Origin of the sequence: Streptomyces lomondensis (genome assembly GCF_014651035.1) — a bacterium.
GTDB classification, from domain to species: Bacteria; Actinomycetota; Actinomycetes; order Streptomycetales; family Streptomycetaceae; genus Streptomyces; species Streptomyces lomondensis.
The window spans coordinates 555723-568901 of record NZ_BMWC01000004.1 but is presented as its reverse complement, the minus strand read 5'-3'; the positions used below and the strand labels follow the sequence as shown (position 1 = coordinate 568901).

12 protein-coding genes and 1 pseudogene are annotated in these 13179 nt (G+C 73.2%); 4 read left to right on the top strand and 9 right to left on the bottom strand.

Annotated elements, in window-relative coordinates; genetic code table 11:
* Window positions 1-2 precede the first annotated feature (2 nt).
* The 4 genes from panD to IE255_RS17700 form a co-directional block, all read right to left on the bottom strand.
* Window positions 3-434, bottom strand: coding sequence for an aspartate 1-decarboxylase (gene panD, locus IE255_RS17715; RefSeq protein WP_267975272.1), 432 nt, complete (start codon window positions 432-434; stop codon window positions 3-5).
* Between the two features lie 67 nt (window positions 435-501).
* Window positions 502-1314 carry an alpha/beta fold hydrolase gene (locus IE255_RS17710; protein WP_190051231.1) on the bottom strand — a complete coding sequence of 271 codons (813 nt, stop codon included), beginning with the start codon at window positions 1312-1314 and terminating at the stop codon, window positions 502-504.
* A gap of 22 nt (window positions 1315-1336) precedes the next feature.
* A complete protein-coding gene (gene entS / locus IE255_RS17705; RefSeq protein WP_190051230.1) occupies window positions 1337-2626 on the bottom strand; it encodes an enterobactin transporter EntS in 1290 nt (429 codons plus the stop codon).
* An 8-nt stretch (window positions 2627-2634) separates the two neighbouring features.
* Window positions 2635-3978 carry a salicylate synthase gene (locus tag IE255_RS17700; RefSeq protein ID WP_190051229.1) on the bottom strand — a complete coding sequence of 448 codons (1344 nt, stop codon included), beginning with the start codon at window positions 3976-3978 and terminating at the stop codon, window positions 2635-2637.
* A 130-nt stretch (window positions 3979-4108) separates the two neighbouring features.
* On the opposite strand from IE255_RS17700, the gene IE255_RS17695 reads away from it, so the two are divergent.
* The 4 genes from IE255_RS17695 (at window position 4109) to IE255_RS17680 (ending at window position 8808) form a co-directional block, all read left to right on the top strand.
* Window positions 4109-5740, top strand: a complete 1632-nt coding sequence (locus IE255_RS17695) for a (2,3-dihydroxybenzoyl)adenylate synthase (RefSeq protein ID WP_190051228.1) — start codon at window positions 4109-4111, stop codon at window positions 5738-5740.
* The gene (locus IE255_RS17690; protein ID WP_190051227.1) at window positions 5730-6791 is read left to right on the top strand and encodes a FecCD family ABC transporter permease; all 1062 of its coding nucleotides are present in this window, start codon (window positions 5730-5732) and stop codon (window positions 6789-6791) included. Before IE255_RS17695 ends, IE255_RS17690 begins: the two co-directional genes overlap by 11 nt.
* An 80-nt stretch (window positions 6792-6871) precedes the next feature.
* Complete coding sequence (locus tag IE255_RS17685; RefSeq protein ID WP_190051381.1) at window positions 6872-7861, top strand: FecCD family ABC transporter permease; 990 nt, start codon at window positions 6872-6874, stop codon at window positions 7859-7861.
* A gap of 257 nt (window positions 7862-8118) precedes the next feature.
* The gene (locus tag IE255_RS17680) at window positions 8119-8808 is read left to right on the top strand and encodes a phosphatase PAP2 family protein (protein WP_190051226.1); all 690 of its coding nucleotides are present in this window, start codon (window positions 8119-8121) and stop codon (window positions 8806-8808) included.
* 66 nt (window positions 8809-8874) lie between these two features.
* Here IE255_RS17680 and IE255_RS17675 read toward each other — a convergent pair.
* From IE255_RS17675 to IE255_RS17655, 5 genes and pseudogenes are all read right to left on the bottom strand, one after another.
* Window positions 8875-9326 (bottom strand): annotated as a pseudogene (locus tag IE255_RS17675) (phospholipase).
* A 116-nt stretch (window positions 9327-9442) separates the two neighbouring features.
* Window positions 9443-10036 (bottom strand): hypothetical protein, encoded by a 594-nt coding sequence (locus IE255_RS17670; protein ID WP_190051225.1) that lies wholly within the window; start codon window positions 10034-10036, stop codon window positions 9443-9445.
* 5 nt (window positions 10037-10041) lie between these two features.
* Window positions 10042-10902, bottom strand: a complete 861-nt coding sequence (locus IE255_RS17665; RefSeq protein ID WP_190051224.1) for a carbohydrate ABC transporter permease — start codon at window positions 10900-10902, stop codon at window positions 10042-10044.
* Window positions 10899-11837 (bottom strand): carbohydrate ABC transporter permease, encoded by a 939-nt coding sequence (locus IE255_RS17660; RefSeq protein ID WP_190051223.1) that lies wholly within the window; start codon window positions 11835-11837, stop codon window positions 10899-10901. Before IE255_RS17660 ends, IE255_RS17665 begins: the two co-directional genes overlap by 4 nt.
* The gene (locus tag IE255_RS17655) at window positions 11834-13117 is read right to left on the bottom strand and encodes an ABC transporter substrate-binding protein (RefSeq protein ID WP_190051222.1); all 1284 of its coding nucleotides are present in this window, start codon (window positions 13115-13117) and stop codon (window positions 11834-11836) included. The genes IE255_RS17660 and IE255_RS17655 overlap by 4 nt, the downstream gene beginning before the upstream one ends.
* Between the last annotated feature and the right edge of the window lie 62 nt (window positions 13118-13179).

The window sequence follows — 13179 nt, the reverse complement described above, 5'->3', positions numbered from 1 at the left end:
GCTCAGTTCCTCTCCTGCTGGGTGAACGCTCCCGAGTACTGGTCCGGCGCCCCGGGCACCGGCTCGGCCGGGTCCGCGCCGAGCGCGAGGATCCGGTTGGCCTTGTCGACGTGGACGACCCGGGGCCGGTGGGCGGCCCGTTCGGACTCGTCGAGCACGGCGAACGACATGATGATCACGAGGTGGCCGGGGTGGACGAGGTGGGCGGCGGCCCCGTTGACGCCGATGACGCCGGTGCCGCGTTCGCCGGTGATGGCGTAGGTGGTGAGCCGGGCGCCGTTGTCGATGTCGACCACGTGGACCTGCTCGCCCTCGGTGATGTCGGCGGCGTCCATGAGGTCCTGATCGATCGTCAGGGACCCTACGTAGTGCAGATCGGCCTGGGTGACGGTGGCTCGGTGGATCTTGCCGTTGAGCAAGGTGCGCTGCACCATGACCCCCTGAGGAGTAGCACTTAGGTGAGGCTAACCTAAATCAACATCGCCGCGTCCGGAAGAACGGCTACGCGGAACAGTTGCGGAAGAACTCCAGAAGCACCCGGTTCACTTCGTCCGGGCGCTCCAGGTAGCCGTAGTGGCCGCAGCCCTTGATCTCCTGGTAGAGGGCGCCGGGCACGGCCTCGGCGACCTCGCGGCTCAGGCGGGGCGGCAGGACGAGGTCGTCCGCGAAGCCGATCACCAGGCAGGGCACGTCGATCGCCCGGTAGGCGTCGAGCCGCCCCTCGGGGACCTCCAGGCCGAGCTGGGCGCGTACGCCCGGTCCGGTGGGCTCCGGCGACAGCTCGAAGAGCTCCAGCCAATCCCGGACCCGCTGTTCGTCGTCGAGGGTGGCGGGCGAGAGGTTCGTCAGGGCCCGCACCCAGGCCGCGTAGGCGGGTGGCAGCCGGGCTCCGCTGTCGTACAGGGCGCGTTCGGCCGCGGCCATGGCGGCGCGCAGGGGGTCGGTCCGGCCCCGGGTGGCCATCAGCACGCCCTGCCGCACGAGCCGGGGCCGTCGCAGCATCAGTTCCTGGACGACGTACGCCCCCATGGAGACGCCGACGAGGCGGCAGGGTGCGAGGCCGAGGTGCTCGATGAGGCCCGCGGTGTCGGCCACGAGGTCGTCGACGGTGAAGCCTCCGGGGCACTCGTCGCTCGGCGGGACGCCCCGGTTGTCGAAGGTGACCACGCGGTGCCCGGCGTCGACCAGCGCGGGCACCTGGTGGAGGTGCCAGGCGCGCCCTCGGGCCCCGCGGCCCATGACCAGGACCACGGGCTCGCCGTGGCCGGTGTCGTCGTAGTGGATCCGGACTCCGTCGATGGTCGTGCTCGGCATGCGTCTCCTCGCGGGCGCGGGGTCAGTCGGTGGCCGGTGACGTCTCGGCGGGCGTCGCCTGTCCCTCGCCGGCGGGCGGTCCCTGGAGCGTGGCCTTGCGCAGCCCGGGCAGGGCGAGGGCGACCGCCGCCACCCCGGCCAGGCACACCACTCCGCCGACCACGGCGGCGCCGGCCGAGGAGCCGAGCGCCCGGGCCACCAGGCCCGCCTCGACGTTGCCTACGGAGGGTCCGGCGGTGGCCTGGGCGAGCCAGAGGCTGCCGACCCGGCCCTGGAGGCGGTCCGGCGTGTAGTGCTGGAGCAGCGCCCGGCGCAGGATTTCGGAGACGGTGTCACCGAGGCCCGCCAGGGCCAGGAAGACCAGCGCGCTCCACAGGCTGGGACTCAGGCCGAAGCAGGTGATCGCCAGGCCCCACAGCGCGACCGCGCCGATCAGGGCGCGTCCGGTGTGGTGGATCCGGCCGGTCCAGCCGCTGGCCAGGGCGCCGCAGAACGAGCCGACGGCGGGGGCGGTATAGAGGAGGCCGACGGTGGAGGGGCCGCCGCCGAAGTGCTCGGTGCCGAGTTCCGGGAACAGCGCGTACGGCATGGCGAAGACCACGGCGCACACGTCGATCAGCAGCAGCCCGGCGACGACCTGGTTGCCGCGCAGGAAGCGCAGCCCCTCGCCCATGGCCTTCAGCGGGTGCTGCGGCTCCCCGGCCCCCTCGGGCGCGAGGCGGGGCAGCGGGGCGAGCAGGGCGAGGCCCACGACGTAGATGACCGCGTCGGCCGCGAAGCACAGCGCGACGCCCGGCCCGGCCGCGATCACGCCCGCGAGCGAGGGCCCGGCCATGGCGCCGAGCTGGGCGGTGAGGGTCATCAGCGCCCCGGCGGCGGCCAGTTGGCCCGGCGCCACCAGGGCCGGGGTCGCGGCCATCAGGGCCGGTCCGCCGAGTCCGCTGGCGCCGCCCGCGAGGACGGCCGCGACGAAGACGAACCACAGCTGCGGGTCGGGCAGGGCCGCGTTCACCGCGAGACCCGTGATCACCACGGCGGTCGCGGCCCGGGTCACGAGCACGATCCGGCGCCGGTCGACACGGTCGGCGAGCACCCCGCCCGCGACCAGCCCGACCAGCAGCGACAGGCCCAACGACAGGCTAGTCAGGCCCACTTGCACCGACGAGCCGGTCAGCTCGTAGACCTGGATACTGGCGGCGACCGAGGTGAGGTGCGTGCCCAGCATGGAGATCGCCTGGGTGGCGAACAGCAGCCGGAAGTCCCTGCCGGCCCTCAAGGGTGTGATGTCGACGACGACTTCTCCCAGTCGCACCTTCGCACCTAGCCCCTCAGGGACGGCGCGGCGAGCGGCGCCGGTTGCGCGGGCACGACGTACGGGGCGACGCTGCGCAGCTTCTCGCAGGTCTCCTCCAGCTCCCGGACGGGCGTCGACCCGGCGAGAATGCCGGCGCCGGCCCGCAGCCAGGTGCGGCCGTCCTCCTCGAAGAGGCTGCGCAGGACCAGGGCCGCGTCGAGCGAGCCGTCGCTGCCGGCCATGAGCGCGGCGCCGCTGTAGACGCCGCGCGGTTCCTTCTCCAGCCGGGCTATGCAGTCGTACGCCGGTGCCTTGGGGATGCCGGAGGCGGTCACGGCCGGGAAGACGGCGCGCAGCACGTCCCAGGCGGTGGCGTTCTCGGCGAGCAGTCCGTGCACGCTGGAGCCGAGGTGCTGGACGCTGCCGCGCCGGCGCACGCTCAGCAGGTCGCGCACGGAGACCGTGCCGGGACGGCACACGGTGGCCATCTCCTCCTCCGCCAGTTTCACGGACAGCACGTGCTCGGAGATCTCCTTGGGGTCGGCGAGGAGTTCGGCGCGCAGCCGCTCGTCCTCCCGCTCGCCCAGGCCCCGGGCGCGGGTCCCGGCGAGCGGCTGGGTGAGGGCCTGGCCGTCCGCGCCGACCTCGGCGACGGTCTCGGGGCTGAAGCCGACGACCCGGCGCCCGCCGAGGTTCATCAGGTAGGAGCGGGCGGGGGTGTTGTGGGACCGGCCGTGCACATAGGTGGCGACGAAGTCGACCGGGAACGGCACCGGGACGGTGCGGGAGAGGATGACTTTCTGGAGCTCGCCGGCCCGGATCTCCTCGATCGCGCGGGCGACGAGGCCGGGGTAGGTGCCGTCGGCGTCCGCCACGTCGATCGGCCGGGCCTCCACCGGGTCGCGGGTGACGGGGGCGGCCAGCAGCCCCACTAACGCCCGGAGTGTCTCCGGGTCGGTGCTGCGCACCTCGGCCTCGTCCTGACGGAGCCTCACCTCGCTGTGCGGGACGACGAGATGGAGCAGCCGCCCGGCTCCGGCCCGGTCGGGGCGGCCGGCGTTCAGGTGCGCGAACTCGTAGGCCATCCAGCCGTAGGCGTGCCAGTCCTCGACGGCCATCCGGCCGAGCTGTTCCTGGACTTGGCGCAGGGGGTGCGGTCCGAGCGGGACCGCGGCGTCCTCGGCGAGCCAGCGGCGGCGGACTTCGGAGCGGTCGACCACGACCTCACCGAGCGCGCCTCCGGCGAACCACCACTCGCCGTCCCTCTCGTAGACCATGTACTGGTCGAACAGTCCCGACTCGGCCAGCCTGGCGGCCAGCAGGACGGGGTCTCCGGGCAGTTCCGTCCGCGCGCTTCGGTACCGCAGCAACGACTACCTCCCGAGCTTAGGTTAACCTAACCTAAGGTAAGACCCTAGCCTCCGCATCGAAGTCTCGTCCAGGCTTGACCCTGATCTTCCATTAGGCAAGCCTTTCCTAAACAGCAGGCGGGAGTTGAGGATGCTCGACGGTTGGGTGCCCTGGCCGGACGCGGTGGCGGAGAGGTATCGGGCCGAGGGGTTCTGGGAGGGCCGGCCGCTGGACCGGCTGCTGCGGGACCGGGCCGAGCGCGACCCGGAGCGGACCGCGCTCGTGGACGCGCAGGGTGCTCGGTGGACGTACGCCGAGCTGGACGCCCGCGCCGACCGCCGGGCCGCGGGACTGCGGCGGCTCGGCATCGGCGCCGGGGACCGCGTGGTGGTCCAACTCCCCAACACCGACGCCTTCGTGGTGCTGTTCTTCGCGCTGCTGCGGGCCGGGGCGGTGCCGGTGCTCACGCTGCCCGCGCACCGGGAGAGCGAGATCGTCCACGTCGCCGAGACGTCCGGCGCGAAGGCGTACGCGATCCCCGACACGCACGACCACTTCGACCACCGGGCGCTGGCCCGGGCCGTCCGCAAGGCCGTGCCCGGTGTGGAGCACGTCCTGGTGGCCGGTGATCCCGCGGAGTTCACCGCGCTGGACGAGGTGGACGCCGACCCGGTCCCGCTGCCGGTGCCCGACCCCTCGGACGTCGCGGTGCTGCTGATGTCCGGCGGCACGACGGGCAAGCCCAAGCTCATCCCGCGCACGCACGACGACTACGCCTACAACGTCCGTGCCAGCGCCGAGGTCTGCGGCTTCGACAGCTCCACCGTCTACCTCGTCGTGCTGCCGACCGCGCACAACTTCGCGCTCGCCTGCCCCGGTCTGCTCGGCACGCTGCTGGTGGGCGGCACCGTCGTCCTCTCCCCCACGCCGAGCCCGGAGGACGCCTTCGCGCTGATCGAGCGGGAGCGGGTCACCGTCACCGCCGTGGTCCCGCCGATCGCCCTGCTGTGGCTGGACGCCGTGGAGTGGGAGGAGGCCGACCTGTCGTCGCTGCGGCTGCTCCAGGTCGGCGGCTCCAAGCTGGGCGCCGAACCCGCGGCCCGTGTCCGACCCGCCCTCGGCTGCGCCCTCCAGCAGGTCTTCGGCATGGCCGAGGGCCTGCTCAACTACACGCGCCTCGACGACCCGCCGGAGCTGGTCGCGGGCACCCAGGGCCGCCCGATGTCCCCGGCCGACGAGATCCGGGTGGTCGACGAGGACGGACACGACGTGCCGCCCGGCGGGACCGGTGAGCTGCTCACCCGCGGCCCCTACACCCTGCGCGGCTACTACCGGGCGCCCGAGCACAACGCCCGCTCCTTCACCGAGGACGGCTTCTACCGCACCGGCGACCTGGTGCGCGTCCTGCCCTCCGGGCATCTGGTCGTCGAGGGCCGGGCCAAGGACCAGATCAACCGGGGCGGCGACAAGATCTCCGCCGAGGAGCTGGAGAACCACCTCCTCGCCCACCCCGCGGTGCACGACGCGGCCGTGGTCGGCATGCCCGACGCGACCATGGGCGAACGCACCTGCGCCTACCTCGTGCTCCGCGGCGAGACGGCACCGACCCAGCGGGAACTGGCCGCGTTCCTCACTGAGCGGGGCGTCGCCGCGTACAAGCTGCCCGACCGGGTGGAGGTGGCCGACGCCTTCCCCCGCACCTCCGTCGGCAAGATCGACAAGAAGGAGCTGGGCCGCAGGATCGCCGCCCGGCTGCGCGCGGAGGGCAGCGGTGCCGGCTGAGACCACCGCTCCGGCCCGCCCGGAGAAGCCGTCCCCGGCGCCGCCCGCCCGCCGCCGGACCTCCACCCGCACCCTCGCCGTCCTGGGCGCCCTGCTGCTGCTCCTCGCGGCCGTCCTGCTCAGCCTAGCCATCGGGTCGCGGTCGCTGCCGGTGTCCGTCGTCGTGGACGCGCTGCGGCACGACGACGGCTCGACCGCCGCCTCCGTCATCTGGGACGTGCGGGTGCCGCGCACCCTCGCGGGCATCGCCGCGGGCGCCGCGCTCGGTGTCGCGGGCGCGCTCATCCAGGCGCTCACCCGCAACCCGCTGGCCGATCCCGGACTGCTCGGCGTCAACGCCGGCGCCGCCACCGGGGTCGTCCTGTCCATCACCGTGCTGGGCCTGACCAGTCTGTGGGCCTCGGTGTGGTTCGCCCTGGCGGGCGCGGTGATGGCGGGCCTGCTCGTGTACGGGCTGGCCTCGGGCGGACGCGGCGGTGCCACGCCCGAACGGCTCGCGCTCGGCGGCGCGGTGATCGCCGCGGTGTTCACCGGGATCAGCCAGACCCTGATGCTGCTCGACGCGCAGGCCCTGGACCAGTTGCGGTTCTGGAGCGTGGGCTCGCTCGCGCGGGCCGACAGCGCCACGCTGACGACCATCACGCCGTTCGTCGCCGTGGGCCTGGTGGTGGCGCTCGGCCTGGTCCGGCCGCTCAACGCGATGGCCCTCGGCGACGACGCCGCCCGCTCGCTCGGCGCCCATCTGCACCGCACCCGCTTCCTCGGGCTGCTCGCCGTCACGCTGCTGTGCGGCGCGGCGACCTCGGCCGTCGGCCCGCTGGTGTTCGTCGGGCTCGCCGTCCCGCACATGGCCCGGATGATCGCCGGCGCCGACCAGCGCTGGACGCTCCCGCTGTCCCTGCTGCTGGCCCCGGCCCTGCTGCTGTTCGCGGACGTCCTCGGCCGGGTCGCCGTCCGCCCCGACGAACTCGACGCGGGCGTGGTCACGGCGGTCGTCGGGGCACCGGTGTTCATCGCGCTCGTCCGGCACCGCAGGGTGGTGGCCGCGTGACGACGCAGACCCCCGCACCCGCCGGGCTCCCCGCCCGCACCCACGTCCTACGGAGCCGCTCCCACCGCTTCTCCCTACGGCTGGACGTGCGCGCCCTGACGGTCTGCCTGCTCGTGCTGGCCGCCACGGCCGCAGTGGGCGTCCTCGCCCTGGGCACCGGTGAGTACACGATCTCCCCGGCCGACGTCGTCCGCACGCTGCTCGGCAACGGCAGCCCCCGGACCGACTTCGTCGTGGGTGAGCTGCGGCTGCCGCGGCTGCTGACCGGCATTCTCGTCGGGGCCGCCCTCGGGGTGAGCGGCGCGCTCTTCCAGAGCCTGTCCCGCAACCCGCTCGGCAGCCCCGACATCGTCGGCTTCACCTACGGCTCGGCCACCGGCGGCCTGCTGGTCGTGCTGGTCGCGGGCGGCACCGGCGGCCAGGTGGCGCTCGGGGCAGTGGGCGGGGGCCTGGCGACCGCCGTCCTGGTGTACGTCCTCGCCTGGCGGCACGGTATCCACGGGTTCCGGCTCGTCCTCGTCGGCATCGGCGTCAGCGCCCTGCTCCAGGGCGTGAACGCCTACCTGCTGGCCAAGGCGCGGTTCACCGAGGCCGCCCAGGCCATGGTGTGGCTCAACGGCAGCCTCAACGGCCGGGGTTGGGCCGACGTGCGGCCCGCCGCGCTGGGACTGCTCGTGGTGCTACCGCTGATCATGTGCGTCGCGGGCCGGCTGAAGATCCTGGAGATGGGCGACGACGTCGCGGGCGGGCTCGGGGTGTCCGTGCAGCGCACCCGGCTGGTGATGCTCGTCCTCGCCACGGCCGCCTGCGCGGTCGCCACCGCCGCGGCCGGGCCGATCCCGTTCGTCGCCCTCATCGCGCCCCAGCTGGCCCGGCGCCTGACCCGGCAGCCCGGCCCGAACCTCCTCGCCGCCACCTGCACCGGCGCCCTCCTCGTGGTCACCGCGGACTTCGCCTCCCAGCACCTCCACGAGTCGGCCCAGCTCCCGGTCGGTGTCGTGACCGCGGTCGTCGGCGGCCTGTACCTGGGCCTGCTGCTTCGCCGGCAGCGACGGGCCGGGCGCATCTGAGGGACGTGCCGGGCCGCATCGGGGGCCGCACTCGGAGACCAGGACGCCTCCCCGGCCGGACGGCGAACGCCGGAACGGACCCGGGTGGGGACATCGTCCACGGGGCGACGCCGCCGCCCGCTCGTCGTCGCCGTGGGCCGGACCGGATGGCCCGCCGCCCCCTGGGCACTCGGCAGGTACCGGCCCGCGGGGGCGCCGAGCGTGCGCCCTGCGTGAGCCGGTACCTTGCTGGGGAAGGCCACTGCGGGGAGAAGCACATGACCGATCCGACGATCACAGACGAGGACGCCCTCCGTCCGCTCCCGAAGGACGGGAGTCCCTCGGGCGGGCCCGGCCGGCTTCTGGGCGCCGTCATGGGCGATCTCAGGGCCGTGGACGGCGCCCTGTACGCGGCGGTGGCCGCCACCCCCACACCCACGCTCGACCGGACGCTGCGCCATCTGTCCCACGCGGCCGACCACTCGAAGATCTCGTTCACCATCGCCGCCGCCCTGGCCCTGGGCGGGAAACGGCCGCGCAGGGCCGCGCTCGCCGGTGTCGGCGCGATCGCCGTGGCCTCGGCCTCCGCCAACCTGCTCGGCAAGCGCCTGGTGCGCCGCGCCCGGCCGGACCGGGAGGCGGCCCGGGTGACGGTGGACCGGCACGTCCCGATGCCGACGTCGGCCTCGTTCCCGTCCGGGCACACGGCGTCGGCGGTCGCGTTCGCCACCGCCGTCGGCGTGGTCCTGCCCCCGGCGGCGGTGCCGCTCGGGGCGCTGGCGAGCGCCGTCGGCTACTCCCGTATCCACACGGGCGTGCACTACCCGGGCGACGTGGCCGCGGGCGCGGTCCTCGGCATCGCGAGCGCCGCCGCGGCGCTGGCGGCGGCAGCGGCCACTCCCTCGGCGAAGACCCAGGCCCTCCTGGCGGCGGCCCGCTCGTGGCCGCGCATCGGCATCGGCAGGTGAGGCGCCGGTCCGGTGCCGGGCGTGGGGCCACCGCCCCGCGCCCGGCACCCCTGCGCTGACGAACCGTCAGCCGAGGGCCTTCACGGCCTGGTAGTACGTCCACGCCGTGCTGTCGCACGAGGTCTTCGTGCCGCCGCTGTAGGCGGCGCAGACCCTCTTCAGGTCCTCGTGGAAGGCGTTGTCGAGACGGGGCTTGTTCGCGCTGAAGGTGCCCGCGGCCTTGTAGTTGCGGTAGCCGAAGTCGTGCCGGGCGCAGGACATCGCGAAGGGGAAGCCGAACGGGTTGTCCGGCGAGGAGGAGCAGTGGTCGGTCGACCAGTCGAAGGCGTACGCGGACCAGGCGGCCTGGTTCGCCCGGGCGGCGGCCCAGGCGCTGTAGCTCGACGCGCTGGTCTGCGTCCAGCTCGCGAGCACTTGGGGCTTGTCGGCGGGAGCGGCGCTCGCGGCCGTGGCGGTGGTGACGACGGTGACGAGGCCAGAGTCGAGGCGGCAAGACCGGTGGCGAGTCTTCGGTGCATCCCACACCTCCATGAGGCTGCGGCCCGCCCATCGAGCCGCAGGTTCATGACAAGAGGATGGCCACCTCCTCCGGGCGCTCACACCTGAGACGTCCCAATGGCCCCTTAACTCTTGGCTATTGCGGGAGAACGGCAGCGGACCGACGGATGTCGACGGCCGTGAGCGCGAGGGCCAGCGGCCCGGGCACCAGGAAGGCCAGCGGCAGCAGCATCCAGGCGCACAGCGCGGCCGTCGCCACGGCGAGCAGGACCAGGCCGCTGCCGCCCACGTCCGCCACGGCGTCCCGGGCGGCCCCCCGCACCGCCGCCCGCCAGTCGGTGACCGACTCGGGGCGGCCACAGGCCCGCAGGCCGACGACCGCCGCGCCCGCGCCGATGACGGCGGCGGCCACCGCGAACAGCGGCGCCCCGGGCAGCCCGGCCCCGGCCAGCCCCAGGTCGGCGGCGAGCAGCAGCAGGCCCGCCAGGGCGACGGCTCCCGCCAGCAGGTCACCGGCCCGCAGCCGCTTCCGCAGCAGGACGGCGTACCGCCCGGCCGTGACCGGGCGGTCCTGCCCGGCCCCGCGCAGCACGGCGCACGCCGTCGACAGCGCGGCCGGTGCCGTCACCAGCGGCAGGCAGGCCACCGACGTGGCGAGGCCGACGCTCAGCACGTCCGCGAACAGGGTCATGCGCGGGCCGAACACCTCGCCGGCCTCCCGAGTCCGCATCCCGCTCACCCCTTGAGTCCGGAGCTGGCCATGCCCTCCACCAGGAACCGCTGGAAGGCGAGGAAGAACAGCACGATCGGCAGCAGCGCGATCACCGACATGGCGAACATCGGGCCGAACGCGGAGGTGCTGGAGGCGTCCACGAAGGAGCGCAGGGCGAGCGTCAGCGTGAACTTGTCCGGGTCGAAGAGGTAGATGAGCTGGGTGAAGAAGTCGTTCCAGGTCCAGATGAACGTGAAAATGGCGGTGGTGATCAGGGCCGGCCGGGTGAGCGGCAGCACGACCTGGAAGAAGCTGCGGAACGGGCCGCAGCCGTCGATCCGGGCCGCCTCCTCCAGCTCGCGCGGCAGGCCGCGCATGAACTGCACGATGAGGAAGACGAAGAACGCCTCGGTGGCGAGGAACTTCGGCAGGATCAGCGGCCAGTAGGTGTTCACCAGGCCGAGCTGGTTGAAGATGATGTACTGCGGGATCAGCACCGCGTGGTGCGGCAGCATGATCGTCGCGATCATGAAGGCGAACAGCGGCCCGCGCAGCCGGAACCGCAGGCGGGCGAAGGCATAGGCGGCCAGCGAGCAGCTGATGACGTTGCCGAGGACCGCGCCGCCCGCGATCAGCAGCGAGTTGCCGAGCAGCCGCCAGACGGAGACGTCGTTCACGCCCTCCAGGGCGGTCCGGTAGTTCGACCACTCCAGGTGGCTGGGCAGCAGGTTCAGGCTGGCGATGACCTCGTCGGCGGGCTTGAGCGAGGTGGCCAGCAGCCACGCCAGCGGGTAGAGCATGACCAGCAGGGCGGCCAGGCAGCCGAGGTGGACGGCGACGCGGCCCCACCGAACGGGCTTGCGGGAAACGGCGGTCGTGGTCATCGGTCCCCCTCGGAGGCGTAGAAGACCCAGGAGCGCGAGGTGCGGAACAGCACCGCCGTGACGACGCCGATCACGACGAGCAGCACCCAGGCCATGGCGGAGGCGTAGCCCATGTGGGAGGCGACGAAGCCGCGGTCGTAGAGGTACATGGTGTAGACGAGGGTCGAGTCGGCCGGTCCGCCCTTGCCGGCGCTGACCGCGAAGGCGGGCGTGAAGACCTGGAAGGCCTGGATGGTCTGCAGGACCAAATTGAAGAACAGCACCGGGGACAGCATCGGCACGGTGACGGACAGGAACTGCCGCCACTTCCCGGCCCCGTCGACCGCCGCCGCCTCGTACAGCTCGGCGGGGATCTGCTGGAGTCCGGCGAGGAAGATGACCATCGGCGCGCCGAACTGCCAGACCGTCAGCAGGGCGACGGCGAGCAGCGCCAAGCCGGGCTTGTTGACCCAGCCGCCGGTGCCGAACAGGTGGTCCACCGTGCCGCCGTCGTTGAAGATCGCCCGCCAGACGAGCGCGATGGACATCGACGCGCCGAGCAGGGAGGGCGCGTAGAACGCGGAGCGGTAGAAGGCCTTGCCGCGCTTCATGCCCTTCAGGGCGAGCGCCACGACGAGGGCGAGGGCCAACTGGAGGGGCACGGCTATGACGACGTACGTCAGGGTCGTCACGACCGAGCGCCAGTAGCGCGGGTCCTCGGTGAACATCTGCGTGTAGTTGCGCAGGCCCACCCACTGCGGCGGGTTGAACAGGTCGTAGTCGGTGAACGACAGGTACAGCGAGACGGCCATCGGCAGCAGTGTCAGGACGATCGCGCCGAGGACCCACGGCGAGAGGAACACCCAGGCGGCGCCCTCGCGTTCGCGCCTGGGGCGGCGTTTGGCGGCGGGGGCGGGGGCGTGCTGCGCCTCCGCGGGGATCGCGGTGGTGGTCATGACCTCAGCTCCGCCTTCGCCTCGGTGACGTAGTTCTCGGCCGCCTCGCGGGGCGACATCCGCTCGTAGGACACCTGGTCGTAGTCGCGCTGGAAGGTGCTCTGGAGGGCGTTGTCGCCCGAGGGCGGGGCCTGGGGCGGGTCCTTGAGCTTGCCCTCCAGGGATGCCTGGTAGTCGGCGATGGTCTTGTCGAAGTCCTTGAGCTGCGGGCCCAGTTCGTCGCGGACGGTCTCGTTGACGGGGATGCCGCGGGTCGCGCCGAGGATCTTCGCCGCCTGCCGGTCGTTGATCAGGAAGTCGACGAGCTGCGCCGCCTCCTCGGGGTGGCCGGTGTTGGCGGAGACGCCGAGGAACATGGACGGCTTGAAGTACTGGCCGGGTGTGCCGTCCTCGCCGGTCGGCATGGGGGCGAGGGCGACGCCGGTCGGGACGAGGGCGAGGAAACCGCTCGCCGGGGCGTCCCAGTTGGCGTCGGTGACGGACTTGCCGCGCCCGAGCGGGGTGTTCTCGACGGAGCCGTCGAGCTGGGTGGTCTGCTCGGCGGGCGAGACGGCGCCCTCGCGGCGCAGCCGGTCGGTGAAGGTCCACCAGCGGGTGAGGTCGTCGGCGGTGAAGCCGAGGCCGCCGTCCTCGGTGTAGAGGGACTTGCCCTGGCCGCGCAGCCAGACCTCGAAGGCGTCCTCGCTCTGGCCCGGGTCGGTCGCCCCCGGTTTGCCGGTCTTCTTGGCGAGGGCGCGCATGGTGTCGGCCCACTGGCTCCAGGTCCAGCTCGCGCCGGGCAGGGGCACGCCCGACTTCTTCCAGGTCTGGACGTCGTAGGCGACGGTCTCGGTGCCGCGGCCCTGCGGGATCGCGTACTGGACGTCGTCGACGCGGCCGGTGGCGAGCAGACCCGGGTCGATCTCGGAGGTGCGCAGGACGGACTTCTGCCGGCCCAGGTCGAGCAGGACGCCGCCGGAGGCGTACTGGTCGATCTGGCGGTAGTCCAGCTGCATCACGTCCGGGGCGTCCCCGCCGGCGGCCTGGGTGGCGAGCTTCTGCTTGTAGGCGTCGTAGCCGGAGAACGACGTCGTCACGTCGATGTCCGGGTGCTGTTTCTCGAACAGCGCGACGGCCTGCTCGGTGCGTTCCGCGCGGTCGGGGTTGCCCCACCACGTGTAGCGCAGCACGACCTTGCCGCCGCCGACGGACTCGCCTGATCCTCCGCAGCCCGCCAGCACGGCGCACAGTGCCAGTGCGGCGGCCGACGCGCAGAACCCCTTTGTCCTGTGTCCGGGCATGCCGAGGTCACTCCTCTCCTCGGAGATGGGTCGAGACCCCCCAGGTCCCCCCTCGCTCGGTG